Here is a 25,646-nt window from a genome sequence, read left to right as displayed (position 1 = left end):
TTGAACTAAGAACAACCTTATTTTATTAAATTAGCCATATCTATTTAGTTAAATAATATATGAATAAAGTTTACTCACTTTTCAATAGAGTTAAAAAGCACACCATTATATTCATTTGTTTTGTTGGCTCGCTGTTGATAAGCATCAATGCCAGGGCACAATATTTTGGCCAAAACAAGGTAAGGTACAAAAACCTTAAGTTTAACGTTTATAAAACCCCTCACTTCGAGATTTACTATTACCTGAAAAACGATAGTATGGTAAAACGCTTTGCCCAGGAAAGTGAGCTTTGGTATACCTTGCACCAACAAGTTTTCAGAGATACCTTTAAACACGCCAACCCGATAATCCTATACGCCAACCATCCCGATTTTCAGCAAACAACCGCTATTGATGGTGAAATTAGCGTTGGCACCGGCGGTGTTACCGAAGGCCTTAAAAACCGTGTGGTAATGCCGGTGATGGAAACCAACCAAACCACAAGGCACGTAATAGGCCACGAGCTGGTGCATGCGTTTCAGTATCGCCTGCTGATGGGACATGATTCGTCCGAATATGAAAATATAAACAACATTCCGCTTTGGATGATTGAGGGTATGGCCGAGTACCTGTCCTTAGGTAAGAAGGACAGCTATACAGCCATGTGGATGCGTGACGCGTATTTGAACCATGATATCCCTACCGTTCGCGATCTTACCGAAAGCAGCAAATACTTCCCTTATCGTTATGGCGAAGCATTCTGGTCATTCATAGGTTCAACTTATGGTGATACGGTTGTAGTGCCCTTCTTTAAAAACGCGGCCAAATACGGTTTAGAGTATGGCATCAGGCGTACGTTTGGTTATGATGATCGCACCCTCTCCCGACTTTGGAAAAACTCTATCGAGGCTACTTATAAACCCTTTTTAAAGGATACCACTCAAACACCTAAAGGCATCAAACTGGTTGACAGTAAAAACGGTGGCGACCTTGTGGTTGCCCCGTCCGTTAGTCCCGATGGTAAATATGTCGCCTTTTTATCAGCCAAAAGTTTATTCAGCATTGATCTTTATTTGGCCGATGCTAAAACAGGGCGCATATTACGAAAACTCACGAGTAAGGTATCCAATACCCATATTGATGAGTTTAACTTCATCGAATCGGCGGGTGCATGGTCGCCGGATGGAACTAAATTTGCATTTAGCGTATTTAGCAAGGGCCGTAACAGGCTTGATGTAGTTGACCTGAAAAGCGGCAATGTAATTGACGATATTTCGATGGAGCAGGTAGGTCAGTTCAGTAACGTTTCATGGTCGCCCAATGGCAAGGATATTGTTTTCCAGGGATTGGTTGAAGGGCAGAGCGATTTGTATTCTTATAACTTCGATACCAAAAAGATTACGCAGCTTACCAACGATAAGTTTTCTGATTACCAGCCAAGCTATTCGCCGGATGGTAAAAAGATCATCTTTTCAAGCGACAGGACTACGTACGATCAAAGCCTGGAACAGGATATCCCTTTTAACCTTGCCGAACTTGATCTAACAACGGGAAAAGTAACCGATATTAAGATCTTCAATGGCGCAAACAATCTGAACCCGCAATATTCGGCTGATGGCAAGCAGATCTACTTCCTGTCAAACCGCGATGGCTTCCGTAACCTTTACCGCTATACTATCGCGTCGCGTCAGATAGAACAAATGACCAACCTGTTTACCGGCATCTCCGGCATTACAGAATATTCACCGGCATTAAGTATTTCCAATCACGATGATGTGGTTTACTCTTACTATCGCGCGCAAAAATATTCCATTTATAACGCCAAAGCGTCCGACTTTACTCCTGTTGTTGTGCAGCCGGGTGAAGTTAACTTTGCAGCAGGCACTCTGCCGCCAAACCGCTCTGTTGGCGTCGACCTGATCAACTCTAACCTGAACAACTTTTTAGCCTACCGTAAAATCCCGACTGATTCGGTTAAGGCTATTCCGTTCCGTTCAAAGTTTAAGCTTGATTACCTTGCAGGCAGCGGCATTGGTGTTGGTGTAAGTAACTTCTATGGCACAAGTCTTTCAAGCGGGATCCAGGGTGTATTCAGTGATATATTGGGGCGCAACCAAATCTTTGCCGCTGCATCGGTAAACGGGCAGATCTATGATTCAGGCGCTGCTGTAACCTACGTAAACCAAACCGGCCGCTGGAACCTTGGTGTGGGCGTTTCTCACATTCCTTACCAGTTCGGCTTCAATACAACCACCTACCCGGTCAGGAATGTGGGCGGTAAAAATCAAACCGTTTATTCTGATAACATTGACATTATCCGCAATTTTGAGGATGCGGGCAAGGTGTTCACCTCATACCCTATTTCCAGGACAACACGCTTTGAAGTGAGCGGAGCAGCTTCACACAACTATTACCGTGTTGACCGTTACAGCGATTATTACCTGCTTGATACCGCTATGGTAAATGGCAAGCAGCAAATAGGAATTGGTAATTACATCAGCTCCGACAGGAAAAAAATCCCTAATGAAGAAGAGTCTGCAACCCTTAATCAAAATTACGGTTCAACCTATTTCTATAATTTAAAATCATATTCCATTTTAACGCTTTCAACCGCGCTAATTGGTGACAACTCATTTTTTGGCGTTACAGCACCGTTGAATGGTTTCAGGTACAGGCTGGAAGCCGGTTATAATTTTGGCACCTATAAGTTCTTTGCGCCAACAATTGATGTAAGAAAATATGTACGTACAGCACCGGTTACCTTTGCTGCCAGGTTTTTTGCAACCGGTCGTTTTGGTGACGATAAAGGGCTTTATCCATTATTTGTGGGCTACCCTTTTTACATCAGGGGGTATGAGGGACAAACATTTTATAATAACGGCAAAGCCACAACTAATGGCTTCACTATCGATCAATTATCAGGCAGCCGTTTAGCTGTATTTAACTTTGAGGTACGTTTGCCGTTTACCGGCCCCGAAAAATTGGCTGCTATTAAATCCAAATTCCTGTTTACCGATCTTAACTTGTTTTTTGATGCGGGATTGGCCTGGAATGCCGGCGATCATATCTATTTTCAGAAAGATCCTCCGGTGATTGGTCAGCAGGATTTTATAAACTCTGATGGTACTACTACAACACAAAACATTTACGGCCGGGTACCTGCATTGAGTGCAGGTATTTCCCTGCGAATAAACGTTTTTGGTGCCTTTATATTAGAGCCTTACCTGGCTGTTCCATTTAACCGCAGCGATGTTAAAAAACCGTTGTTTGGTTTAGGTTTTACACCAGGTTGGTAATAATAATTATTGCTACGATATAAGAAAAGCGGCTTCCCGGCCGCTTTTTCTATTTTATCTCTGCGTCAATATCAAACTTTGGCAATAAACTGTGGGCCGTGTCCATCCACTTCTTAATTAATGCAACCCGGTCTTTCATAAACTTAGGCCCCCAAAACAAATTCGACCAATCATCAAAGTTTTCATACTGAAAGCCAAAATAAAACACCCAAAATCCAAAACCTAAATATGGTATGGCGGCTATTTCTTCATTTGATAAGGGCCGTACTTTACGGTAACTATTAACAAAAGTCCGGAAAGCATCACGCGCTTCTTGCTCAGTGATCTTTCCGTAGGTAAACTCTAAAAAATAGTGAATAAAAAATGATGTAACATCATAAGCCATCAAACCTTTACCTACGAAATCAAAATCAAAGAAAGTTATGTCACCCGCATCATCGAAATGAAAGTTTTTCGGAAGAAAATCAAAATGGCAATAGCCATAGCTAAAACCTTCATCAAATTGATTATACCTCTCCATTACTTCAGCGGCAGTTTGCTTTAAATAGGCATGGTCATCTTCAAGGCCTGCAAATGCAGGCTCAAGTATTTTAAGTGGATTAACGATAACAGTTTCTATTGAGTACGTATGACGGTGATAGCTAAGTTCAATTGCAGATGTAATATTATGTATCACAGCCATCTCCCTTCCAACGGTTTCAATCTGCCGATCATTCATAGTATAAACAACGTTACCTTGTGCCCATGCAAACAAAACACCATACCGGGTTCCTTCAGCAGCATTGAATACCTGTAACATTTCACCGCTTTTATCAGAGATAGGTCGGGACACTTTTGCACCTCTTTGAAATAGGATAGTTAATAACTCTACCTCGCCTTTGATCTCTTCCAGCTTTCGGTGCGCATCCCTGTAAATTTTAAAAATGTACTTTTCGGCTGCATTTTCTATAATATAAGTGTCGCTCACATTGCGGATCAATAACCGGCACGTTGTATGACTTAAACCATAACTTTCCTGAAGTTTTATATTCAGTGCTTTTGATGATAAGGTTGAGTATTGCGTAGGGAAGATTTCCATAGGTTAACAAAGGTAGCTTATAATCTACAACCCGGCTATCCATTTTAAAACCTATTTATATTTTGTATGTTTAACCTATAACCTACACACTATGAAAAAGTTACTGCTTTTAATATCCATTGTATTTTGCCCGGCATTATTGCTGGCCCAAACCGACAGCAAAAGCAGTAATACAACAACAATGCTTCCTGCCAATGATATTGTAAAAAACATATCTGTAGCGCCCAATACGCATACATTTTATATTTTCATTCAAAAAACAAACCTCGCACTCACTTACACAAGCCGCGGGCCTATCACCGTATTTGTACCGATTGATGGCGGGTTTAGCGACATGCCTACCGGTAAGTTCGACTCCCTTGCCAAACCTGCGCATATTTGGGAACTTACAGATTTAGTAGCTTATCATGCCATTGCAGGACAGCTAAAGGCAAGAGACATTCAGAAAAAGATCAATAAAGGAAAAGGCATAGCCACATTTACCACACTTTCGGGTGGTAAATTATTCGCTAAAATAGATAGCAACAGTAATATTGTTTTGATTGACGGCAATGGCGGTAAAAGTACAATCAGTCAGGTTGATATTAAACAAAACAACGGTATAGTACATCTGGTAAACAAAGTACTGGTACCCAAAAAGAAGCTCATATAAACAGACTGCCAAATGACAATCCCCATATAATAAAATTTCGTATTTGAGTTAAAGCATATAGTAGTTTCCGGCAACGAAAAGGAAGCATCTATAATTAAGATAACATCAAAACATAATGGGTTATGAAAACACTCATCTTAACAGTGATAGCTTTAAGTATCCTGATAGCATTTGGATGCCAAAATACCAACGGACAGGACGCTAAACGTAAACTGAGCAAACCTGCCGATGAATGGAAAAAGACGCTTACATCCAATCAATACCATATTATGGTTGAAAGCGGCACCGAGCCTCCCTATCAGAACGAGTATTGGAACAATCATGAAAAAGGTGTTTACGTAAGCGCCGCAACCGGCGATACGCTATTCACCTCTGATGACAAATTTGATAGCGGTACGGGCTGGCCAAGTTTTGTTAAACCTGTCGACTCGAAAAAAGTAGCAATAATTACTGATAACAGCTACGGCATGAGCCGTGATGAAGTTATTGAAAAAAGTACAGGCTTACACCTTGGCCACGTATTTGATGACGGACCTGCCGACCGCGGCGGCAAAAGGTACTGCATGAACTCAGGGGCTTTAAAATTTATTAAAAAGCCATAACCCTGCGGTTCACATTTAAGGACGGGCGTAGCTGCGGCCTTACACGTAAGCCCTGCTCATATTTTAACCCAATGGTCAAATCTATCCAGTCGGCATTAACAGATCTGATCATTTTTTCTTTTTGCGGGCGTGTAAAAGTGCTCACCACTTTAAAACGTTCCATTGCCTGCTCTTCGGTATTGATCTCCTCAAAGTAAACCAAACGGTTAAGCTGCTGCGCATTGTCGAAAAACAAAGTCGGCATTTCGCTGTAAAACTGGATGGTTTTCATCAGGTCTGAACATAAGCCTACATGCAGATTTTTACGGTTCCTGTCGGTAATGATATAAACAAAACGTTTCATTTTATGATAAAAAATTTGGTGAACAGATAATTATTACTAACTTTATGAGCATAAAATTACTAATAAATTTAGCAAATCCAAATTTTATGTCAATAATTTCACAAAATATTAAGTTTCTCCGCAAAAAGAAGGGTTTAACGCAACAGCAATTTGCGGATGAATTAGGTATAAAACGTTCATTAGTAGGCGCATACGAAGAAGACCGGGCCGATCCCAAATACGACTTACTAAAAACATTAGCAACCTATTTTGATGTTACTATTGATGACTTTATCAACGAAACCATCAACGAAAAATGGCAGCCAAAACCAAAAGGCAACCCCGCCAACCTGCGGATCCTGAGTATTTCTGTTGATAAGGAAGAAAATGAAAATATAGAAATGGTGCCCGTAAAAGCCAGCGCCGGATACCTTAATGGTTATGCCGATCCTGAATACGTGGCACAGCTTCCGAAGTTTTACCTGCCTATGTTTAAACAGGGCACTTACCGCGCTTTTGAGATCAAAGGCGACTCCATGCTCCCACTTGTATCAGGCACTATTATAATAGGTGAATATGTAGAAAACTGGGGCGATGTAAAAAGCGGCGAAACTTATGTGGTAATATCTAAAAATGACGGCGTGGTTTACAAACGCATTGGCAATAAATTTAAGGAGAACAAAAAGCTAAAGCTTATTTCTGACAACCCGGTTTACGAACCTTATGAAATATCGGGCGAGGATGTACTGGAACTGTGGAAAGCAAAAGGTTATATCTCCACCCAATTGCCATCGCCCTCACCGGAGCCAACCATGGAGAGCCTTACAGCAATGATGGCCCAGATGCAGCGTTCGATATCCAACTTACAGCAAGGCAACAATTAAGTTACATCGGCTTTTTTAAACTATTACGATATATCTTTATCATACTGATAAAACGTAAATTAAATTAAAAAGCTATGAAAAAATTATTGTTAATGTGCTGCTTCCTTTTAGGAATTTCTGCAGCCAGCTACGCGCAGGGCGGCATGAGAAGAAGCCCCGAAGAAAGAGCAAAAGAATTGCAAACCCAGCTTAAATTAACAGATGATCAAACAACTAAGATCACTGCAATTTACAAAGAGCAGGCAACCAAAATGGACAGCGTACGCACTGCTGCCAACGGCGACAGGGATGCAATGCGCTCGGCAATGCGCCCCATGATGGAAGCAACCAATACCAAGATCAAAGCTATTTTAACAGCAGAGCAGGCTGCTGCTTATGATAAGGCAATGAAGGAAAGAATGGATCGCATGCGCCAGGGCGGCGGCGGCCGGTAAATATTATCAAATAGAAAAAAGCGGCCAATGGTCGCTTTTTTTATTTTTGCACAAAACGAAGCACATTGAATACAGCCGAAGACTTTTTAAAACGCAGATTAGATGAAAGACAACAGGCAGGCACATACCGGCAACTGAAACCCGAAAGCAGCCTGATTGATTTTTGCTCTAATGATTACCTCGGCTTTGCCCGATCGGCAGTTCTGAAACAAAGCATCGCTCGCGAGGTAAACAACCATCCGCTTAGCTTAAATGGAGCCGCCGGTTCAAGGCTGCTATCGGGCAACATACAATATGCCGAAGATCTGGAGGATCAAATAGTTGCTTATCACCAAAGTGAAGCCGGCCTGCTTTTTAATTCGGGTTATGATGCTAACCTGGGTTTGCTTTCGTCCCTGGCCCAGCGCGGTGATACGCTAATTTTGGACGAGCTGGTACATGCCTCGATCATCGACGGCGCAAGGTTAAGCTATGCCAATCGCTATAGTTTCAGGCACAATGACCTGGAAAGTTTAGAAGCCAAATTAAAGTTAGGTAAGGGCAATTGCTATGTAGTTATTGAAAGCGTTTACTCCATGGATGGAGATACCCCTCCCCTTTTAGAGATTTTCAACCTTACTGAGAAATATAATGCCGCCCTGATTGTTGATGAAGCACATGCTGTAGGTCTCTATTCTAAAGGGTTGGTTTGTGAACTTGGTTTACAGCAAAGGATCTTTGCCCGTGTGATTACGTTTGGTAAAGCTTTGGGTAGTCATGGTGCAATAGTACTTGGAAGCAGCAACCTACGGAATTACCTCATCAATTTTTCACGTTCTTTTATTTATACTACTGCTGCATCTTTCCATCAGCTTGCGGCGATCAAAATGGCATATCAGCTATTGGAAAACTCAGACGAGGCCATCATTAACCTAAAAAGGAACATCCGGTTATTTAAACAGAAAGTAAACGCGGGCGAAACCTATACACTGCTAAACAGCGATAGCTCCATCCAATGTATCGTGCTCAAAAGTAACGAAACAGCCCGGGAAGCAGCCAGGCAGCTGCAAACCAATAATCTTGATGTGAGGCCCATTTTAAGCCCTACGGTTGCACAAGGTACCGAGCGCATCAGGATCTGCCTGCATAGTTTTAATACCGAAAATGAGTTAACTTTGCTTGCTGCAACGCTTAACAAATTTATACTATTACATGCCTGATAAGCAACCGATATTTATTTCCGGTATTGATACCGGCATAGGTAAAACCCTGGTTTCGGCTATTTTAACCGAAAAATTAAACGCAGATTACTGGAAGCCCATACAGTCGGGCGATCTTGATAAAAGCGATACGCTGAAAGTTAAAAGTCTTATCTCAAATCCGGTTACCCAATTTTTCCCGGAGGCCTATGCTTTAACTCAGCCATTCTCCCCTCATAAATCTGCTGCCCTTGATAAAGTGACTATCGATCTGGAAAACATCGTTCTGCCTAAAACCGATAACCAGTTAATTATAGAAGGAGCCGGTGGTTTGATGGTACCTTTGAATGATAACTTCCTGATCATCGATCTCATTAAACAGCTTAATGCCCGGGTAATACTGGTAAGCAAACACTATTTGGGCAGCATTAACCATACCCTGCTTTCCTTACACGCGTTAAAAAAATATGGCATCCCTGTTATGGGAGTGATTTTTAACGGTGATAAGGATATCTATTCAAAAAGTTATATTCTTGAATATTCAGAAGCTGCCGATCTCGGACAGATTCCTGAATTTAAAACTATCAACAAAAAAACTGTTAAAGAGGCCGGTAAGTTTATTACCTTGTAATACCGGCAGCTTATATAAACCGATATTTTGCCGGTTTCGTAAACATATACTATGAAGAACATTACCGTAATTGGCTCCGGAACGATGGGCAACGGCATTGCCCATACCTTTGCCCAGCATGGATTTAAGGTATCATTGGTTGATATCAGCGATGATGCATTGAGCAAAGCCCTGCAAACCATTAGCAACAACCTGGTGAGGCAGGTAAAAAAAGGCACTATAACAGAAGAGGGTAAAACCGAAACCCTAAGCCGCATACAAGTTTTTACTGATTTGGCTGAAGGAGCTAAAAATGCAGACCTGGTAATTGAAGCTGCTACCGAAAATCAGGAAATAAAACTAAAACTGTTTAAACAGCTCAGCGAAATTTGCAATGATAAAGTTATCCTTGCTTCCAATACCTCATCTATCTCCATTACTAAAATTGCTTCGGTTACCAGGCACCCCGGCAATGTAATAGGCATGCATTTCATGAATCCTGTACCGGTAATGAAACTGGTGGAGGTGATCAGAGGGTACGCCACAACCAATGCTGTTACCGAAGCCATTATGGAGCTTTCGCGTACATTAGGCAAAGATCCGGTTGAGGTAAACGACTATCCAGGCTTTGTAGCCAACCGCATTTTAATGCCCATGATAAACGAGGCTATTTATACCTTATATGAAGGCGTTGCTGGCGTACAGGAAATTGATATGGTGATGAAACTGGGTATGGCCCACCCGATGGGGCCGCTGCAATTAGCCGATTTCATTGGGCTGGATGTTTGCCTTGCTATTTTGAAGGTATTGCATGATGGCTTCGGAAACCCTAAATATGCCCCATGCCCGCTGCTGGTAAATATGGTTACGGCTGGCCACTTAGGAGCCAAGACAGGCAGTGGATTTTATAAATACTCCGCGGGCAGCAAAGATTTGGTTGTGGCCGATAAATTCATAGCCTAAACGCCGTTAAACTTTCGATGTTGGATGTTGTCAAAAGTTATTATACTGAACAACTAAAAACATCTGAAATGAAAACCATTGCTAAATTAGGAATAGTACTCGCCCTAACAGGCTCATTATTTGCATCATGCTCAAGCCAGGCTTACGTAACCGAACGCCCGGTTGAACCGGTTTATGTTCGTCCGGTAGCTCCCTACCCTAATGCTGTTTGGGTACCCGGCGAATGGGTTTGGCGCGGTAACCATTACGTTTACCGCCAGGGCTTTTATGCAAGGCCAAGATATAACCGGGTATATGTTCAGGGACATTGGCAACCAACCAATCGGGGATATGTTTGGGTAAGGGGGTATTGGAGGTAGCCCCCGGCCCCCTAAAGAGGGAGTTATAAAACAGAAAGCCTTTAGCAATTTTTTCTGCTAAAGGCTTTTCTTTTAACCGTGCTCGTTCCCCTTTCAGGGGGTTAGGGGGCAATTACATCCTCTCAGGCACTTCAATCCCCAAAAGTTTCATCCCTTTGCTGATCACCTTGGCTGATGATGCCGATAAGGCCAAACGGAATTGTTTTGAATCCTCATCTTCAGCCTGTAAGATCGACTTTTCATGATAGAACTTGTTATATGTTTTAGCAAGCTCATATACATAGTTGGCTATTACTGCCGGGCTATAACCTTTTGCTGCTTCTTTAACCGTTTCGGGGTATTTATCAAGCAGTACAATTAAATCGCGTTCAACGCCTGCCAGTTCAGTTACAGTCGGTTTAATTCCAACCTGATAATCAGCCCTGCTTAATACCGACTTAATCCGGGCGTGGGTATATTGAATAAATGGTCCTGTGTGCCCCTGAAAATCTACCGATTCGTTAGGGTCAAACAGCAAACGTTTTTTAGGATCAACTTTTAACAGAAAGTATTTAAGCGCGCCCATACCAATAGTATGATATAACGCAACTTTATCTTCCTTGCTAAACGCGTCAACCTTGCCCATGGCTTCGGTTTGCTCTTTAGCGGTTGTTTCCATCTCGGCCATCAGGTCATCGGCATCCACTACCGTCCCCTCGCGCGATTTCATTTTACCTGAAGGCAGGTCAACCATACCATATGACAGATGGAACAATCCATCCGCACCCGTTTTACCTAATTTTTGTAAGATCAGGAACAGCACCTTAAAATGATAATCCTGCTCGTTGCCCACCACATAAATGGACTTATCCATATGATAATCGTTGTACTTCAATTGTGCGGTACCCATGTCCTGGGTAATATAAACTGAAGTACCGTCACCACGAAGTACCAACTTTTCGTCAAGCCCCTCTGAGGTAAGGTCTATCCAAACCGAGTTATCCGCTTTTTTAAAGAATACGCCTTTTGTAAGCCCTTCTTCAATAATATCTTTACCTAACAGGTAAGTGTTGGATTCGTAATAGTATTTATCAAAATAAACACCCAGTTGCTTGTAAGTTTCAGCAAAACCGGCGTACACCCAGCCATTCATGGTGCGCCAAAGATTCATTACCTCTTCATCACCGGCTTCCCATTTTTGCAGCATCTGCTGGGTTTCGATCATGATAGGAGTGGCATTTTTGGCTATCTCTTTAATCTTGTCTTCTTCGCCGGCAATTTTATCGTCCAGTTCGCCAATAAGCTTTTGATTTGCTTCGTCGGTTTGAGTAACTTTTTCTTTTACCTTAGCTATGGTAGCTAACGATTCTTCAATCTTTGCTTTTTGGTTTTCTTTAAAGGCCGAAAGATCATGTTTTTCATAAACTTCGCTCAAAACCGGTTTAAGCTGCTCTCTCAGTTCCTTATCAAAAAGCACATAATATTTGCCTACCAGGTGATCGCCCTTCATGCCCGAAGATTCAGGCGTTTCGCCATTACCGAATTTTTGCCAGGCCAGCATGGATTTACAGATATGGATCCCACGATCATTCACCAGGTTGGTTTTGATCACCTCGTAACCATCAGCAGCCAAAATTTCAGCAACCGAATAACCCAACAGGTTGTTACGGATATGGCCAAGGTGCAGCGGTTTATTGGTATTGGGCGATGAATACTCAACCATCACCTTTTGTCCGTTAGGTTTTGCTGCCGCGAAGTCATCGGCTATAATATTGTTATATAAGCGGCCGATCCAATATTCATCGGTTATTGAAAGGTTCAAAAAGCCTTTGATTACATTAAAAGAAGCAACTTCCTTTAATTCGTTTTTGAGGTACTCCCCTATTTCGGTGCCGGTTTGCTCCGGGCCTTTGCGCGAAAATTTGGTAAACGGAAAAGTTACAATGGTTACTTGTCCTTCAAACTCTTTACGGGTTTCCTGTATGCTAACGGCAGCCGGTTCAATGTCAGTTTGGTACAATTGTTTAACTGCTTTTACGGCTGCTTCTATAATAAAATCCATTCGGCAAAATTAAATAAAATGGGCAGATTGCGAATACTAAAATGGCGATGTTTACATGTAGATTAGGAGGCACCTACAGAATCAACAGCAATTTATAATTGGCGCTACAAACAGGACACAGCTGTGGAGTACTGAGCTGCAAATATTGTTATGAGCTACATGCTTAAAGCATGCCCATAATCATTGCTTACCCGATTATATGCAAAAAAACACCCGGTCAACACTATTTTTGAGATCCATTATAAGAATAATTATTTAATTCAAGAGGTAAACAACTTCAAAACTCCGGTCTGATTATTTTGCTCTGCCAATTTCCTGGCTGATATCCCCTGTTTATTCTCTATATTAAAGTCGGCGCCATATTTCAGCAACAACCTGATCTGATCCAGTTTATACTTTCGTTTCACCGCATAAAAAAGTGCAGTATTCCCGTCTTTATCGGTAAAATTTACATCGGCGCCATTGCTTAAAAACCATTCGGCCACTTCAAAGCGTTTCCAGTTGAATGCGGCCATAAACGGGCTGTCATCTCCAGCACCCGGGTCTGTTTGTGCACCATAGCTTTTAAACAGACCGGCGGCTTTCACATCATTATACCAGGTTATGGCATACATGCAATGCTCCGGATTGGCGCCATTAGCCAGCAAATATTCATATAACAGCTTATTTCTTCCCCGGGTATAAGCATACCAAAGCGGGGTGGCCGGAAAAAAGCCGCATTCCTCTTTTATCCGGTGGATTGAATTGATATCCATGCCTTTTGCCAGCAACAGCTTAAGCATGGTCAAACTTTCTTCGGCTTTTGCAGGGCGTTTGGCGATTTCAATGCCACACAGGTAATGAAGTGCGTTTTTACCGCTGTCTTCAGCCCAGGTAAGCCAGCCGTGGTCTTCTTCGATCATCACTTTAACAGCTCCAACGTTAAGTTCTTTTATGTGCTGAATAAATTTGATCATAGCTTTCTCCTTTTATTTATCCAGCAAAGTCAACCAGGTTTTCACAACGTTTCGCAAAGCTTCTTCTTTTGCCTTAACTTCTTCCATATTGTGAAAAAAAGCCAACCGGCGGCCGTCGGCATAATCGCCGGAAAGCAAACCGGATGTATCATTGATCTTTGCCCCTGAGGGGAATACCAGTCTGATACAATCTTTTTGGTACACGTTCGAAACGATAATATATCTTTTATACTCTTTAGGATCAAAGGGTTTCATTTCACCGATATATAAAAAGCTCGGTGCATTCCATTTGATATGCTCGCCAATTTCATCGTCAATAGCCAGGATAATTTTTCTCAGCGCTCCTAACACTCCCTTCAATGGGTGATCAAGCTTTTGCATATAACTGTCTACCCCTGCCGAGTCGGCAAGGACAACTGGTTTGGTACTTTTGGCTTTCATGATTAACAGGTAATAAACTGGTTAAGAGGGCCTATCTAAATTTAAAAAAAGAAAACATAATACCAAAGGAACGTTGAATAGTACCATTAAATAACCCTGCATCGTCTTAACTTTGATATATCAAATCAGATTATTACCATCATGGAACAAAAGCTGCCATTACCGCCATTTAACTTTGAAACAGCCACCCAAAAAGTGCAATTAGCCGAAGACGCCTGGAACAGCCAGGACCCGGCAAGGGTTTCTTTAGCTTACACCATTGACACCGAATGGCGCAACCGCTCGGAATTTGTAAACGGGCGCCAACAGGTAGTGGAATTTTTAACCCGCAAATGGGAAAAAGAATTCGATTATAAATTAAAAAAAGAACTGTGGGCCTTTACAGATAACCGTATTGCAGTACGTTTTGAGTACGAATATCATAATGCCGAAGGCCAATGGTTTCGTGCTTATGGCAACGAGAACTGGGAGTTTGACGAAAACGGCTTAATGCAAAAGCGCTATGCCAGCATCAATGACCTGCCCATCAAAGAAGAAGACAGGCGGCTGTAAAAAGAAATAGCCCATTACGAAAGCCGATGACTCTTATAATGGGCTAAACATCAATATTAAATAATTGAGCAAAAAGGTTTAGGCCTTCCTTAAATTCAGTTAATATCGTTTCGAGCTGTAATTTCAATATCCCGACGCCTCTTCGCAGCACTTGAATATTTATTTTATCAGGTGTGTAAATTAAAAGTTGGGTATATTTCTTTCAACAACCAAATCTCGCTTAACAATTAAGAATTAAAAAGGGTGAAACCACCCTTTTTTGCTTTAAACTGCATGGTAAAATGAAATATAAGTTCATTATTTTTTTTACTTTGGCAATATGATTAACATCAGTTAACATATACACCTAATATTAATGCACACTTCAACATTTACCGGGCCTGTACAAATTGCCATAGTTGATAATCATACCTTATTTAGACAGGGAATGATCAGCTTACTGGGCGATTTTAAAGAGATCAATATCCTTTTTGACGCCGAAAATGGAGAGGATATGATCAGCAAGCTAAAAAAATCCTCCTTACCTGATATTATATTGATGGATATAACCATGCCGGTAATGGATGGTTACGCAGCTACGGCCTGGTTACGTGAAAATCACCCTACAGTAAAAGTGCTGGCGTTAAGCATGTCTGACGAAGATAAACCGATTATAAACATGCTTAAGAACGGGGCTGTTGGCTATATGCTTAAGGAATCGAAGATAAGAGACGTAGTTTATGCGATGCAAACTATCCAAAAGCACGGCTATTATCTAAATGAACTGGTAAGCGGCAAATTGCTTTATACCATGCAAAATAAAAATACACCCGCCGATAAATCCAAAGAGCTTAGCTCCAATGAACTTATATTTCTGAAACTAAGCTGCTCTGAGCTCACCTACAGGCAAATTGCCGACGAAATGAACCTGAGCCCGCATACTATTGATAATTATCGCGAATCGTTATTTCAAAAGTTTGGGCTTAAATCAAGAACAGGCATGGTACTTTTTGCCATCAAAAATCAGATCATAACCGTTTAAAAGATTTTATTAATACAATCCATTTGTTAAAAAATCAGCTTAAGCACAAAAGGGATCACTATTATACCCAAACTTATTAAAACATAATTACGATAGAGTTTACTATCCTTAGCGGGATATAAGTTCATCAACTTATTATAACGATTGTTGTAAAATATAAGCAGGTAATTCAATAGCACAAAGGGGATAAAAAATACAAGTAGCCCGGCTATGAATCCATTTATGGCTTTATCCCTGGTTAAGTCCAACGTAAAAAGGATAGGAATATCAGTAAAAAAACGAAGGAAAAACAATAATGTTAGCAGGTTAACCCCCTGAATCAAAGATATGGGGATAATTGTAAATGCCTTCCAATACTTGCCATCTTCGCCTTTCTTCGCCCTTTCCTGCGTAATGGCGTCAACCCAGATCTTATAATAAATGCTCAACATTTGTTTCAGATTTAGCATGCAACTATTTTAACTAACCTTAGCGCCGCAGATAAGTTTGTTTTACTATTTTATAACTCACAATTGCTATATTCCGTTAGTGATGGCAAATCGTGACGAGATTTCGTCATTTCAAAGTCAAACAGATTACAAATAACTCATTATCAATAATATAACAAAAAGGCATAAGTATTGATAAAACCTGTTTATTCTTAAGCAAATCACTTTTCAAAATATTATTAACCTTAAAAATCACTGTTATGCCAAATCATTTATCAACATTAGGAGTTATTCATACAGCCATAAGTCTTGTGGGAGTTGCCATCGGTTTTATTGCATTGTTTCAGGACGGGAAAATCGCCCCTAAAACAAAAAACGGCAGGCTTTACGGTGTTTTTACCGTGCTGGCCTGTTTATCCTCATTTTTGGTTATGAAAACCGGTCACCTGAGCAGTGCCCACAACCTTTCGTTTCTTATTTTAATATTATTGCCTGTTGTTTACTATGCCCCCTCCCTGCGCATTTTTGGCAGCAAGGCCGATTATGTACAAACTATAGGCATGACAGCCACCTTATTTTTCTCATTAGTACCTGCTGTAGTTGAAACGCTCACCAGACTTCCGGTTGAACAACCACTGGCTGAAGGACCTGACTCTCCCGTAGTAAAAATGGGACTTTTGATCCTGCTGGTGTTATTTATTCTGATTATGATATACCAGGCGATTAAACTAAAGGGCCAACGCAAAGGGTTTACTCCAGCTATGTGAATTGATATTTCGCCGGCACTTATGCCGATAATTTAAGCAAAGGGAATCATGTATTCGTTAGGCTCAACGTGTGGCCGGCGGAATTAATAAAGTATAAACAAAAAAGCACCCCGACCGGGGTGCTTAAAAAACAAAACTAAATCAAATAACTTTATCCTGAAGTACCATCGAAAAAATACTTTTCATAGCAGCCCCGGTATTGTCTTTATAGTTTATGGTCAATTTATAATTGTCGACAACAAACGCCGAATTGGTATAAAATTGAGCGTTAGAAGGGGCGGTACTGATAACATTACTACCTTCACTTACGATTTTTTTTGCGATAACAATGTTTAATCCATCTCCTTTAGTATGAAATTTCCCGGTGTACTGAACCGTTGTTGAATTACCATTTTTATAAGTTACATCAGCCAAAATAAAAGTACTATCCGACGAGAATACTAAATAACGCGCTTGTTCCCCCTCTTTAACCGGAATATACCACTGGCCAAAAAGGGATGTATTTTTTTTGACGGGTTGCTGCGCCTTGTCTTTTTTACAGGCGCCAAGAGAAAACAAAACCGATAGCAACAGGCAAACAGTTAAATTCTTAAATATCAATACAGGCTTAATCATAAAGTGAAGGCTTTACCTATCCATACGATAGAAACTTTTAATTCGCTACACTAATAACAAAAAAAGACCGCTATGAAGAAGCAGTCTTTCGATATAGTGAGTTAACCAGGTTTTAATCAGCTTTGCTAACCCTGCCTGATCCCGCGTAACGGGTTGTACCAATTGTTGCGGTACCGGAATATACAACACTTCCTGAACCAGAAATACGCGCAGAAACTGTTTTACTGGCAATCAAATTAATATTTCCTGAACCTGCAATTGAAGCTTCAACAGTTTCAGTTCTTAATGATTTACCGTTTATCTCTCCCGAACCTGAAATACGGCAGTCGGCCATACCTGTACTGCCATTAACATCAATTGAGCCCGATCCGCTGATTTTCAGGTCCAAAGTACCTGATTTAACGGCAGTTTTAATATTACCAGAACCGCTTAACGCAATTTTGGCATTTTCGGCGGTCATTGTACCATCAACAGTTGCATTTCCTGAACCGCTGTTAGCAAGGTATCCAAGGCTTTTGGCGGTGATATAAATGTTGGCGCGTTGCATATTGCGGTGGTTTTTCCAGTGATCTTTAAATTCAACTTTTAATATGCCGTTTTCTACTTCAGTTTTAATATCATCAACTACATTGGCATCAACATCAAGTTTCAGACTTTCGGTTCCATCAATTTTAATAAATACGTTAAACGGGCCACCACAGGCAATACCGTTATAACCCGATACGTTGCGGGTTACAGTTTGCGCGGAAGCATTAAAGGCTATCGAAACCGTTAGTAACGAAGCCATAAGTGAGAAGATTAGTTTTTTCATGATCGCGTGTTTAAGAATATGACGCTTTTTCAAAAAAAACGTTGCAATTTTTTTGATTTTTTTACCTCTACCAACTTCGGCAAAGATTCACTACAACCTGAAGTTAAGCGATATGTAAGGATACCAGCCCTCACTTGAATGACCGGCCAGCAATTGCAATACTGTTAAACTTGCCGGTGCAAAATATAACCCGCCGCCGGTACCGGTATGCCACTTATCCGAATGCTCATCTTCTATCCAAACACGCCCCGTATCATAAAAGCCTACCAAACCCAACTGGCCAGGTAAAATATAGCTGGCTATATCAGCAAGTTTAACCCTTGCCTGTAAATTATTGAACACGATATGCTTGCCTGCAAACCGGTTTTGCAGATACCCCAATAGGTTGCCTTGTCCGCCCAAAAACATTGATTGATAAAAGGCCGGCTTTCCAAAACTTACACCGCCACCAACACGATCAGATAATACAATAGCACCGCCAGGGGTTAGTTTTTGATAGAAAGTAAACTCTGGCTTAATCTGTACAAAAGATTTGGAATAACTGTTAAGTCCTTCATAACCTTGTACCGTTACAGTAAAATAGTAGCCCTTTGTAGGCAGGATGTTATTATCACGTTGATTTGTGATATAATTGATCAGTGCGCCAAGATGAGCTTTATTTTTCCCAACTGTTAAGCTATCGTAAGAATTGATGAGCGATGTTTGATTGATGAACCGCCCGGTATTGTCATTGAGATTGAGATGATAATATTGAAATGACGGACCAACACTGATATCGCTGTTCTTGCCCGTATGCCAGCGTAAAGCCGGATCAAACTGATAAATATCATACCGTGTACGGTAGTAAGTACGATAACCAGGAAATTTATTTAACGGGCTTTCATTACCCAGGCCAAAAAAGTTCACCGTATTATCAGGCGACTGGATGTTGGCCTGCATAGTAAAATCAGCTTTGCCAACGGCATCTATCCATTCCCCCCGGTATTTGATCCTGAAAGCATCCGTAGCAAACGAATGGGTGATCATTACCTGCTGTAATGTTGAATAAGGCAATTTCCTGAAACCATCATGACCGGTATATTGAAAACCCAGGCCAAGTAAAAAGCCATCATCCTTATTTAATGCTGCAGTGGCGAGCGGCATCCACACATTGTATAAATTGGTGGGTAAAAACTGAGTATTTGAGGTATCATTTGAAAGATGCTTATTTAATTGGCCGACGTTGCCGGTAAAATTGGTGCTATCCCGCCGACCATAAAATTTTATTGTTTGTGCCGACTGCTTAACCTCAACAGTTTTACTACCCACACTATCAATCAATCTTAACTTAATGGGCGAATTGGCATTATTAATAACTATGCGGTCATTTCCGGCAGAAACATACAATCTTATTTCTTTAGTGATTTCGGGCTTGTACACCATATCCATAAACTGATCTTTGGTTTCGCCATCTTTATTCAGTTTATTAATTGTTATACGCATAGCCTTGTCGGGCGCATCGGCAACGGTGATCAGTTCGCTTTTATCAGTAGCGCGGATATCCACTATCCTATTAGTGAATTTATAATACTCACTCATTGCTGCCGGTATATTATCCCGGCGTTGTTTTAATATGGCAAGCAACTCTTTATGCCTCAATTTATAGCTTTCTGCAGGCAGGCGTTTTAAACTTTCTTCGAGCACAGCATCAGTTTCGGCTTTAACAAATTCATTGGCAATCTGCATCCATCGTTCGTAGCCTATTTGTGCATCCGGATACTGTTTCATGAACCTTGTTTTGAAAAGAGAATATTTCACATGCGGAATATCCCCGGTAAAATCTTCCAATAAAGGATCAATCCATGGCAATGCAGCAATACTCGGAAACACACCCTGTGTAACATGAAATACCTGGTCACGATCTCGGGGTACAGCAACATAGGTTTTACCTTTACCATCTTTAGTATCAGCCCAGCGCCATTGATCTTCGTGCCTGTCCCAGTCGCCCATTAAAAGATCAAGCATGCGGGCACGTAAAAAGCCTTCCCCATCCAGCCTGTTATCGTAGCTTTTAAGCAGCTGCTCTTCCATTTTAAGGGTATTATCTGATGAACCAATCGGCTCTCTTTCTTCTATCAAACAAACAGTGCCAACAAACAACTTGCTGTATTGCCCAAGCGCCGGGTCTTCGGCCACAACACCTATGATAGGGTTAGCATGTGCTACATGCGCAGCTTCGGCAAGCGGTGGCACAATCAAAGCGGAATATGGGTGCTGGCCGCTAAATTCATCACCAACCCAATCAACAGCAAAGGTACCCTGCAAATTTTCGGGCAACAGTTTATCCGGTGTTTTTTCAACACTACGCAATACCCACTCGCGGCCGGTTTTATCTTCCAAACGTAACGACTTTGATTCCATACCACCACCCTGTTTAATAGGTGATAGGCCGCCATTTATTTGTGATAGTTTTATAACCGGAAGCTTCACTTTCATGGCCCAGTCCTTACGATAGTTTTCGCCGAACAGCCAACGGTGAATCCCGCTTACATCATCATATGAGGCGTGAACACTTACAACAGTGCTATCCGGAAATTTTTGCCAGGCCGATGGCGCTATAGCCTGGGCATTAGCATACACTGCCGAGCCCGTAAGAAATAAAATAGTAAGTATCCTTTTTGTCATGAGGTGATGTGTTTAAGATGCAGGACTTAAAATACAATAAACTAAACTGTTAACAAGAGACATACCAAACACGCAAGCATCTAAAATACAGATACTTAACAAAAATCAGCACAAAAAAAGTAGCGATATATCGTTATTTTAAAAGGCGATTCTGAATAACACAACAATATCGCTGTTATCTTAATAGTCTTTTAAACTCTTACACAGGTATAAAAATAATCAATCTGTAATCATTTTACACATCAGGCAGGCGGTTATGTTATTACCGTTCTGATATTGACCGAAAAAGATTTTGAAAGCAAACAGCCTCTAAATACTAAATTTTATTAGTTTTATGATTGTATGACCCGCAACGATAAATCGCCACACATCCTTAACGCAGCATCAAATTTACTGGGCTTGTGCTTTGTGGTGCTTACCTCATTGAAATTCCTGAAAATGTCCGACCGGACCTATATTGACGAAACAGTAACCATAGCACTTGTTTTTTTTATGCTAAGCTGTATACTGTCTTTTCTGTCCATCCGGGGAAATATAAAACCCGGCGGACGTTCGGAAGCCGTGGCAGATTACCTTTTCCTTGGTGGGATGATAGTGCTATTCATAACGGCTATACTGATCTTGTTTAAAATAATGGTTTAGCCATACTAAATATACCACTAAATTTTTCAAGATAACCTATTATAAAGAGACCTACAACATTAAAAGCATCTACCCCCCCGAGGGCAATATTTACTTTCCCCAACTGATATTCAAACTTCAAAAACCAGTTAAATTAGTCATTACATATATCAATTTATTGTTTGTAAAAAAAATTTTGCAATAGTGTAAATTGATTGTAACTTGTATTTCAATTAACCTTACTGCATTTTTTAATTTCTCTCTCCTGCACTATAATACTCTGTTTAAAGCAATTAACAGAGCGGCGCGTTTGTTAATAAATAATTTACTGAAAATTACGGCTTAACGATTTGATAACTTTGGGTTTTCATTATTTAAAAACTACCCTCCTACATTTATCAAATCATAAGTTTTAGCCGGATATGGCAACTTCTTATTTAAATTCTGAATCAGGAATTTGTAAAGAATTGGCCATGCAATATTTTGAAATTTGATATGACAACTACTCAACCTAACAATATTACTATGTCATCCGGCCAATTTCTTTTCACAACGGCTAACTACAGAATCTATACAAAATCGGTCTATACCTTAATGCCTTTCACAAACAAAATTTCGGGAATTAAAGCTAATTGAAATAAAAGGATGAAGAAAATATTATTCATTACCGGTTCAATTAACCAAACCACTCAAATGCACCAGATAGCTAATGAGCTGCCTGAGTTTGACTGCTGGTTTAGCCAGTTGTTTACTGATAATACTACCTTAAATACCATTATTAATAAAACTACCCTGCTTAGCGGCACAGTGCTTTCTACCAAATTCAGGCTTATTTCTGAAGAGTACCTTCAAAAACATGCTTTACAAATTGATTTCAGGGCACAAAAAAACAAATATGACCTTGTTGTATTCTGTACCGATTTGATTGTGCCTCCGCGCATGCGCAACATTAAAACCATTTGGGTGCAAGAGGGTATGATTGATCGTTACACTCCCTGGAGCAGTGTTGTTAAAGCCCTAAAGCTTCCTCCTACACTTTGCGGCAACACCTCGTTAAACGGTTCGTCAAACATATGTGATGTCTATTGTGCCGCATCAGAAGGTTACAAACAGTACTTTACAGGTAAAGGTACCAGCGAACGCAAAATTGTGGTAACCGGCATGCCAAACTATGATAACCTGGTTCAGCACGTTAATAATGATTTTCCGCACCACAACTATGTAATGGTAGCCACTACTGATATGCGCGAAACATTCCGCATTGAAAACAGGATTGCCTTTATTAAAAAAGCGGTAAAAATTGCCAATGGCCGTCCATTGCTCTTTAAGCTTCATCCTAACGAGAATTTTGCCAGGGCCGAAAAAGAAATCTACGCCAATACGCCGGCCGGTACATTGGTATACAGTAAAGGCAATACCAACCATATGATAGCTAATTGCTGTGAGCTCATTACTCAATACTCAACGGTAGTTTATACAGGTATTGCTTTAGGCAAAAAAGTTCATTCACTTTTTGATGTCGATGAGCTTAAAAGACTTGCACCGATACAAAACGATGGCGTATCAGCAAGAAATATCGCTGCCATTTGCCGCGGTTTTTTAAACCACGATGGCGATAAGAAAAGCTTTGACCCGCACGCGGCTATGGATAAATACCAGGTTAATAAGCCGGAGACGCAATTAACCGAAGAACTAATAGCTAACTGGTAATCATTTACCGTGAAACAGAAAATATTAATTGTAGTACAGGCCCGCATGGCTTCGAGCCGTTTACCGGGTAAGGTAATGCTGCCTATATTGGGTAAAAGCCTGCTGGCAAGGATGATTGAGCGGCTTAAAATGATCGGTCACGAGGCAGAAGTGATCATCGCCACATCCGAAACGCCGGCTGATGATATCATCATCAATGAAGCTATCAACATAGGTGTCCCTTATTATCGCGGCAGTCTGAATAACCTGCTCGACAGACATTACCAGGCAGCGAAATTGCATAATGCAGATGTTGTATTAAAGATCCCCTCTGATTGCCCGCTCATTGATCCGCGTATTGTGGACCATGTATTGGATTACTTTTTTGCCAACCAAAACAGCTTTGATTTTGTAAGCAACCTGCACCCGGCTACATATCCCGATGGTAACGATGTGGAGATCATGAGCATGGATTGCCTCACCAAAGCTTGGGAACAAGCAAGCCGGGAGCTGGAACTGGAGCATACCACTCCTTATATATGGGAAAATCCTCAATTATTCAGGCTTGGTAACGTAACCTGGCCTGCCGGTTTGGATTATTCCATGTCGCACCGGTTTACGATTGACTATGCAGAAGACTATTATTTCATAGAACGGGTATTCCGCGAATTATATGCAGATAACAATAATTTCTCGTGCGATGATATTCTTAACCTGCTAACTCAAAAACCCGAGATCTATAATATCAATGCACAATATGCCGGGGTAAACTGGTACAGGCACCATGTAGATGAGCTAAAAACCATTACATCTGCCCAAACCAAACAGGCACCCTCAAAAAACTTACAGGAATTATAACAAGCGAATGATAACAGTGGAGAACAACAATTACCAGGAATTAACAGGCACCGCTCTGAAGGTACGGGAGCACATCATCCGCATGTCTACCGATGGCGGGTGTTTTACAGGTGCATCGCTATCGGCGGTGGACCTTATTGTTTATTTATATAACCGCTTTTTAAACATTAACAAGGATAATCTTGATGATCCAAACCGCGATTACCTTTTTCTGTCAAAAGGCCATGATGTACCTGCCTTGTACGGCACCTTTGCCGAACTGGGTTTATTGGAAAAAGAACGTTTAAAAAACCACTTGCTACTTAATGATCATATTTACTGGCACCCAAACACCAAAATTCCAGGCATTGAGTTCCACTCAGGCTCATTAGGCCATTTACCTTCGGTAGCTATTGGCGTCGCTATGGATTTGAAGATCAGCGGCGGCACAAACAAAGTTGTTTGCATTTTGGGCGATGGCGAGTTGAATGAAGGCACCTGCTGGGAAGCCATGTTGGTAGCAAACGCTTATAAACTGGATAACCTGCTATTCGTGGTTGACCGCAACCATTTCCAGGCTAATATGCGTACGGAAGACTTGATTCCGCTGGAGCCGCTTACCGATAAATTTGAAGTCTTTGGCGCAGCCGTTAAAAGAATAAACGGACATAGTTTTGCCGAGCTTGACGAAGCATTTGGTGCTTTCCCTTTTCAGGCCGAAAAACTTAATGTCATTATTGCCGATACAGTGCGCGGCAAAGGCCTGCCAAGCATACAGGAACGTGCAGATAGGTGGTTTTGTAATTTCAATGCAGACGAGATTCAGCAGCTTTTATTAGAGCTGCACGGCGAACATCAAACAACATTAACATCAGAAACTTTAGTGGTGCGATAAGATGAGTTACGAAGAACTTTTAACCCAAACAGCCCTTGCCAACGAGCAAGTGATTGTAATGACCGCCGAAAACCGCGCGCTGGTACGTAACCTGCCCGGTATATTAGGCAAACGTTTTATTGATACCGGTATTACCGAGCAAACCATGATTGGTGCGGCGGCGGGCCTTGCCCTGCGTGGCCGTACCCCGGTAGTACACGCGCTTGCCGCTTTTTTAACCATGCGTGCGTTTGAGTTTGTACGTACCGATGTTGGCATCGCCAATTTGCCGGTTAAGTTGAGCTCATTCATCCCCGGTTTTTTATCAGATGGTAACGGGCCAACCCACCAGGCTGTTGAAGATATCTCGATTATGCGTGGCATCCCTAATGTAACCGTATTTGCCCCGGCTGATGAAGATGACCTGGTAAAAATGCTGCCTCAGATCTGGGAAAGCAAAAGCCCGGCATATACCCGCATCAACACACGCAAAACCACTTACGTACACGAACCTTTTACCCCAGGCAAAGCCGAAGTGATAGCTGAGGGCAGCGATGTAACCATTTTAACCTACGGCTTATTATTTGAGCAGGCGCTCATCGCTGTTGAAATGCTGAAAAGCGAAGGCCTTTCTGTGGGTTTGATCAACATGCGTAGCCTTAAACCTGTTGATGAGCAGGCTATATTGAAAGCATCGGCACAAAGCAAACTGGTAGTTACGCTTGAAGACCATTTTTTAACCGGTGGTCTTTACACCATCGTAGCCGAAGTTTTATTAAAACACCGTACCACAGCTAACGTACTGCCTATGGCGCTGAACGAAAAATGGTTCAGGCCGGCACTGCTTCCATCAGTATTGGAGCACGAAGGTTTTACAGGCAAACAGATCGCCGAAAAAATACTGGGCTACCAAACTACCCACAACCAACCACAAATTTTAACACCTGAATTTTCAGAATAAAAATATTGACC

At 41.3% G+C, this 25,646-nt stretch carries 26 protein-coding genes; 17 read left to right on the top strand and 9 right to left on the bottom strand.

All coding sequences use genetic code 11. From position 1 onward, the window contains the following. Positions 1-59 precede the first annotated feature (59 nt). Positions 60-3,275 carry a DPP IV N-terminal domain-containing protein gene (locus tag BLP33_RS09485; protein ID WP_090526898.1) on the top strand — a complete coding sequence of 1,072 codons (3,216 nt, stop codon included), beginning with the start codon at positions 60-62 and terminating at the stop codon, positions 3,273-3,275. Between the two features lie 49 nt (positions 3,276-3,324). Here BLP33_RS09485 and BLP33_RS09480 read toward each other — a convergent pair whose 3' ends face one another. Beyond that, positions 3,325-4,353 (bottom strand): phosphotransferase enzyme family protein, encoded by a 1,029-nt coding sequence (locus BLP33_RS09480; protein ID WP_090526896.1) that lies wholly within the window; start codon positions 4,351-4,353, stop codon positions 3,325-3,327. 91 nt (positions 4,354-4,444) lie between these two features. Here BLP33_RS09480 and BLP33_RS09475 point away from each other — a divergent pair, with 91 nt between their 5' ends. Both BLP33_RS09475 and msrB read left to right on the top strand, forming a co-directional pair. Beyond that, positions 4,445-5,005 carry a fasciclin domain-containing protein gene (locus BLP33_RS09475; RefSeq protein WP_090526894.1) on the top strand — a complete coding sequence of 187 codons (561 nt, stop codon included), beginning with the start codon at positions 4,445-4,447 and terminating at the stop codon, positions 5,003-5,005. Between the two features lie 122 nt (positions 5,006-5,127). Continuing rightward, complete coding sequence (msrB, locus tag BLP33_RS09470; protein ID WP_090526892.1) at positions 5,128-5,607, top strand: peptide-methionine (R)-S-oxide reductase MsrB; 480 nt, start codon at positions 5,128-5,130, stop codon at positions 5,605-5,607. On the opposite strand, the gene BLP33_RS09465 is transcribed toward msrB, so the two are convergent. Beyond that, the gene (locus BLP33_RS09465; RefSeq protein ID WP_090526890.1) at positions 5,594-5,950 is read right to left on the bottom strand and encodes a GIY-YIG nuclease family protein; all 357 of its coding nucleotides are present in this window, start codon (positions 5,948-5,950) and stop codon (positions 5,594-5,596) included. The genes msrB and BLP33_RS09465 overlap by 14 nt on opposite strands. Positions 5,951-6,036: 86 nt before the next feature. On the opposite strand from BLP33_RS09465, the gene BLP33_RS09460 reads away from it, so the two are divergent. The 6 genes from BLP33_RS09460 (at position 6,037) to BLP33_RS09435 (ending at position 10,357) form a co-directional block, all read left to right on the top strand. Next, the gene (locus BLP33_RS09460; RefSeq protein ID WP_090527624.1) at positions 6,037-6,813 is read left to right on the top strand and encodes an XRE family transcriptional regulator; all 777 of its coding nucleotides are present in this window, start codon (positions 6,037-6,039) and stop codon (positions 6,811-6,813) included. A gap of 74 nt (positions 6,814-6,887) precedes the next feature. After that, positions 6,888-7,247 carry a hypothetical protein gene (locus BLP33_RS09455; RefSeq protein WP_090526887.1) on the top strand — a complete coding sequence of 120 codons (360 nt, stop codon included), beginning with the start codon at positions 6,888-6,890 and terminating at the stop codon, positions 7,245-7,247. 65 nt (positions 7,248-7,312) lie between these two features. Continuing rightward, on the top strand, positions 7,313-8,446 hold the full coding sequence (locus BLP33_RS09450) for an aminotransferase class I/II-fold pyridoxal phosphate-dependent enzyme (protein ID WP_090526885.1): 1,134 nt from the start codon (positions 7,313-7,315) through the stop codon (positions 8,444-8,446). Next, on the top strand, positions 8,439-9,056 hold the full coding sequence (bioD, locus tag BLP33_RS09445; protein ID WP_090526883.1) for a dethiobiotin synthase: 618 nt from the start codon (positions 8,439-8,441) through the stop codon (positions 9,054-9,056). The genes BLP33_RS09450 and bioD overlap by 8 nt, the downstream gene beginning before the upstream one ends. Before the next feature lie 51 nt (positions 9,057-9,107). Beyond that, the gene (locus tag BLP33_RS09440; protein WP_090526881.1) at positions 9,108-9,998 is read left to right on the top strand and encodes a 3-hydroxybutyryl-CoA dehydrogenase; all 891 of its coding nucleotides are present in this window, start codon (positions 9,108-9,110) and stop codon (positions 9,996-9,998) included. Positions 9,999-10,066: 68 nt separating this feature from the next. After that, positions 10,067-10,357: a YXWGXW repeat-containing protein gene (locus BLP33_RS09435; protein ID WP_175489978.1), complete on the top strand. Its 291-nt coding sequence runs from the start codon at positions 10,067-10,069 to the stop codon at positions 10,355-10,357. Between the two features lie 112 nt (positions 10,358-10,469). Here the strand turns inward: BLP33_RS09435 and argS are convergent, their stop codons facing one another. The 3 genes from argS to BLP33_RS09420 form a co-directional block, all read right to left on the bottom strand. Further along, positions 10,470-12,398, bottom strand: a complete 1,929-nt coding sequence (argS, locus tag BLP33_RS09430; protein ID WP_090526878.1) for an arginine--tRNA ligase — start codon at positions 12,396-12,398, stop codon at positions 10,470-10,472. Between the two features lie 260 nt (positions 12,399-12,658). Continuing rightward, positions 12,659-13,354, bottom strand: a complete 696-nt coding sequence (locus tag BLP33_RS09425) for an ankyrin repeat domain-containing protein (RefSeq protein WP_090526876.1) — start codon at positions 13,352-13,354, stop codon at positions 12,659-12,661. A 12-nt stretch (positions 13,355-13,366) separates the two neighbouring features. Next, positions 13,367-13,795, bottom strand: coding sequence for a DUF1801 domain-containing protein (locus BLP33_RS09420; protein WP_090526874.1), 429 nt, complete (start codon positions 13,793-13,795; stop codon positions 13,367-13,369). 141 nt (positions 13,796-13,936) lie between these two features. On the opposite strand from BLP33_RS09420, the gene BLP33_RS09415 reads away from it, so the two are divergent. Next, positions 13,937-14,347 (top strand): nuclear transport factor 2 family protein, encoded by a 411-nt coding sequence (locus BLP33_RS09415; protein WP_090526872.1) that lies wholly within the window; start codon positions 13,937-13,939, stop codon positions 14,345-14,347. A gap of 355 nt (positions 14,348-14,702) precedes the next feature. Further along, positions 14,703-15,368, top strand: a complete 666-nt coding sequence (locus BLP33_RS09410; RefSeq protein ID WP_090526870.1) for a response regulator transcription factor — start codon at positions 14,703-14,705, stop codon at positions 15,366-15,368. A 26-nt stretch (positions 15,369-15,394) separates the two neighbouring features. On the opposite strand, the gene BLP33_RS09405 is transcribed toward BLP33_RS09410, so the two are convergent. Then, positions 15,395-15,799: a hypothetical protein gene (locus BLP33_RS09405; RefSeq protein ID WP_090526868.1), complete on the bottom strand. Its 405-nt coding sequence runs from the start codon at positions 15,797-15,799 to the stop codon at positions 15,395-15,397. 257 nt (positions 15,800-16,056) lie between these two features. Between BLP33_RS09405 and BLP33_RS09400 the strand changes: the two genes are divergently transcribed. Beyond that, the gene (locus BLP33_RS09400; RefSeq protein ID WP_090526865.1) at positions 16,057-16,563 is read left to right on the top strand and encodes a hypothetical protein; all 507 of its coding nucleotides are present in this window, start codon (positions 16,057-16,059) and stop codon (positions 16,561-16,563) included. 141 nt (positions 16,564-16,704) lie between these two features. Here BLP33_RS09400 and BLP33_RS09395 read toward each other — a convergent pair whose 3' ends face one another. The 3 genes from BLP33_RS09395 to BLP33_RS09385 all read right to left on the bottom strand — a co-directional run bounded on the left by BLP33_RS09395 (position 16,705) and on the right by BLP33_RS09385 (position 20,653). Further along, complete coding sequence (locus tag BLP33_RS09395; RefSeq protein WP_090526862.1) at positions 16,705-17,178, bottom strand: hypothetical protein; 474 nt, start codon at positions 17,176-17,178, stop codon at positions 16,705-16,707. Between the two features lie 112 nt (positions 17,179-17,290). Further along, on the bottom strand, positions 17,291-17,989 hold the full coding sequence (locus BLP33_RS09390; RefSeq protein WP_090526860.1) for a head GIN domain-containing protein: 699 nt from the start codon (positions 17,987-17,989) through the stop codon (positions 17,291-17,293). A 90-nt stretch (positions 17,990-18,079) separates the two neighbouring features. Further along, on the bottom strand, positions 18,080-20,653 hold the full coding sequence (locus BLP33_RS09385) for a BamA/TamA family outer membrane protein (protein ID WP_090526858.1): 2,574 nt from the start codon (positions 20,651-20,653) through the stop codon (positions 18,080-18,082). A 342-nt stretch (positions 20,654-20,995) separates the two neighbouring features. Here BLP33_RS09385 and BLP33_RS09380 point away from each other — a divergent pair, with 342 nt between their 5' ends. The 5 genes from BLP33_RS09380 to BLP33_RS09360 all read left to right on the top strand — a co-directional run bounded on the left by BLP33_RS09380 (position 20,996) and on the right by BLP33_RS09360 (position 25,635). Then, the gene (locus BLP33_RS09380; RefSeq protein ID WP_090526856.1) at positions 20,996-21,295 is read left to right on the top strand and encodes a hypothetical protein; all 300 of its coding nucleotides are present in this window, start codon (positions 20,996-20,998) and stop codon (positions 21,293-21,295) included. Between the two features lie 624 nt (positions 21,296-21,919). Further along, entirely contained in the window at positions 21,920-22,984 is a 1,065-nt protein-coding gene (locus BLP33_RS09375) for a UDP-N-acetyl glucosamine 2-epimerase (RefSeq protein WP_090526855.1), read from the top strand. A gap of 9 nt (positions 22,985-22,993) precedes the next feature. Continuing rightward, entirely contained in the window at positions 22,994-23,821 is an 828-nt protein-coding gene (locus tag BLP33_RS09370) for a glycosyltransferase family protein (RefSeq protein ID WP_254780090.1), read from the top strand. A 7-nt stretch (positions 23,822-23,828) separates the two neighbouring features. Then, positions 23,829-24,695, top strand: coding sequence for a transketolase (locus BLP33_RS09365; RefSeq protein WP_090526853.1), 867 nt, complete (start codon positions 23,829-23,831; stop codon positions 24,693-24,695). Between the two features lies 1 nt (position 24,696). Then, complete coding sequence (locus BLP33_RS09360) at positions 24,697-25,635, top strand: transketolase family protein (protein WP_090526851.1); 939 nt, start codon at positions 24,697-24,699, stop codon at positions 25,633-25,635. Positions 25,636-25,646: the final 11 nt, after the last annotated feature.

This window comes from Mucilaginibacter sp. NFR10 (genome assembly GCF_900100445.1).
GTDB lineage: Bacteria > Bacteroidota > Bacteroidia > Sphingobacteriales > Sphingobacteriaceae > Mucilaginibacter > Mucilaginibacter rubeus.
Note: the sequence above shows the minus strand (reverse complement) of the source record. Positions and strands in the feature narration are given on the sequence as shown.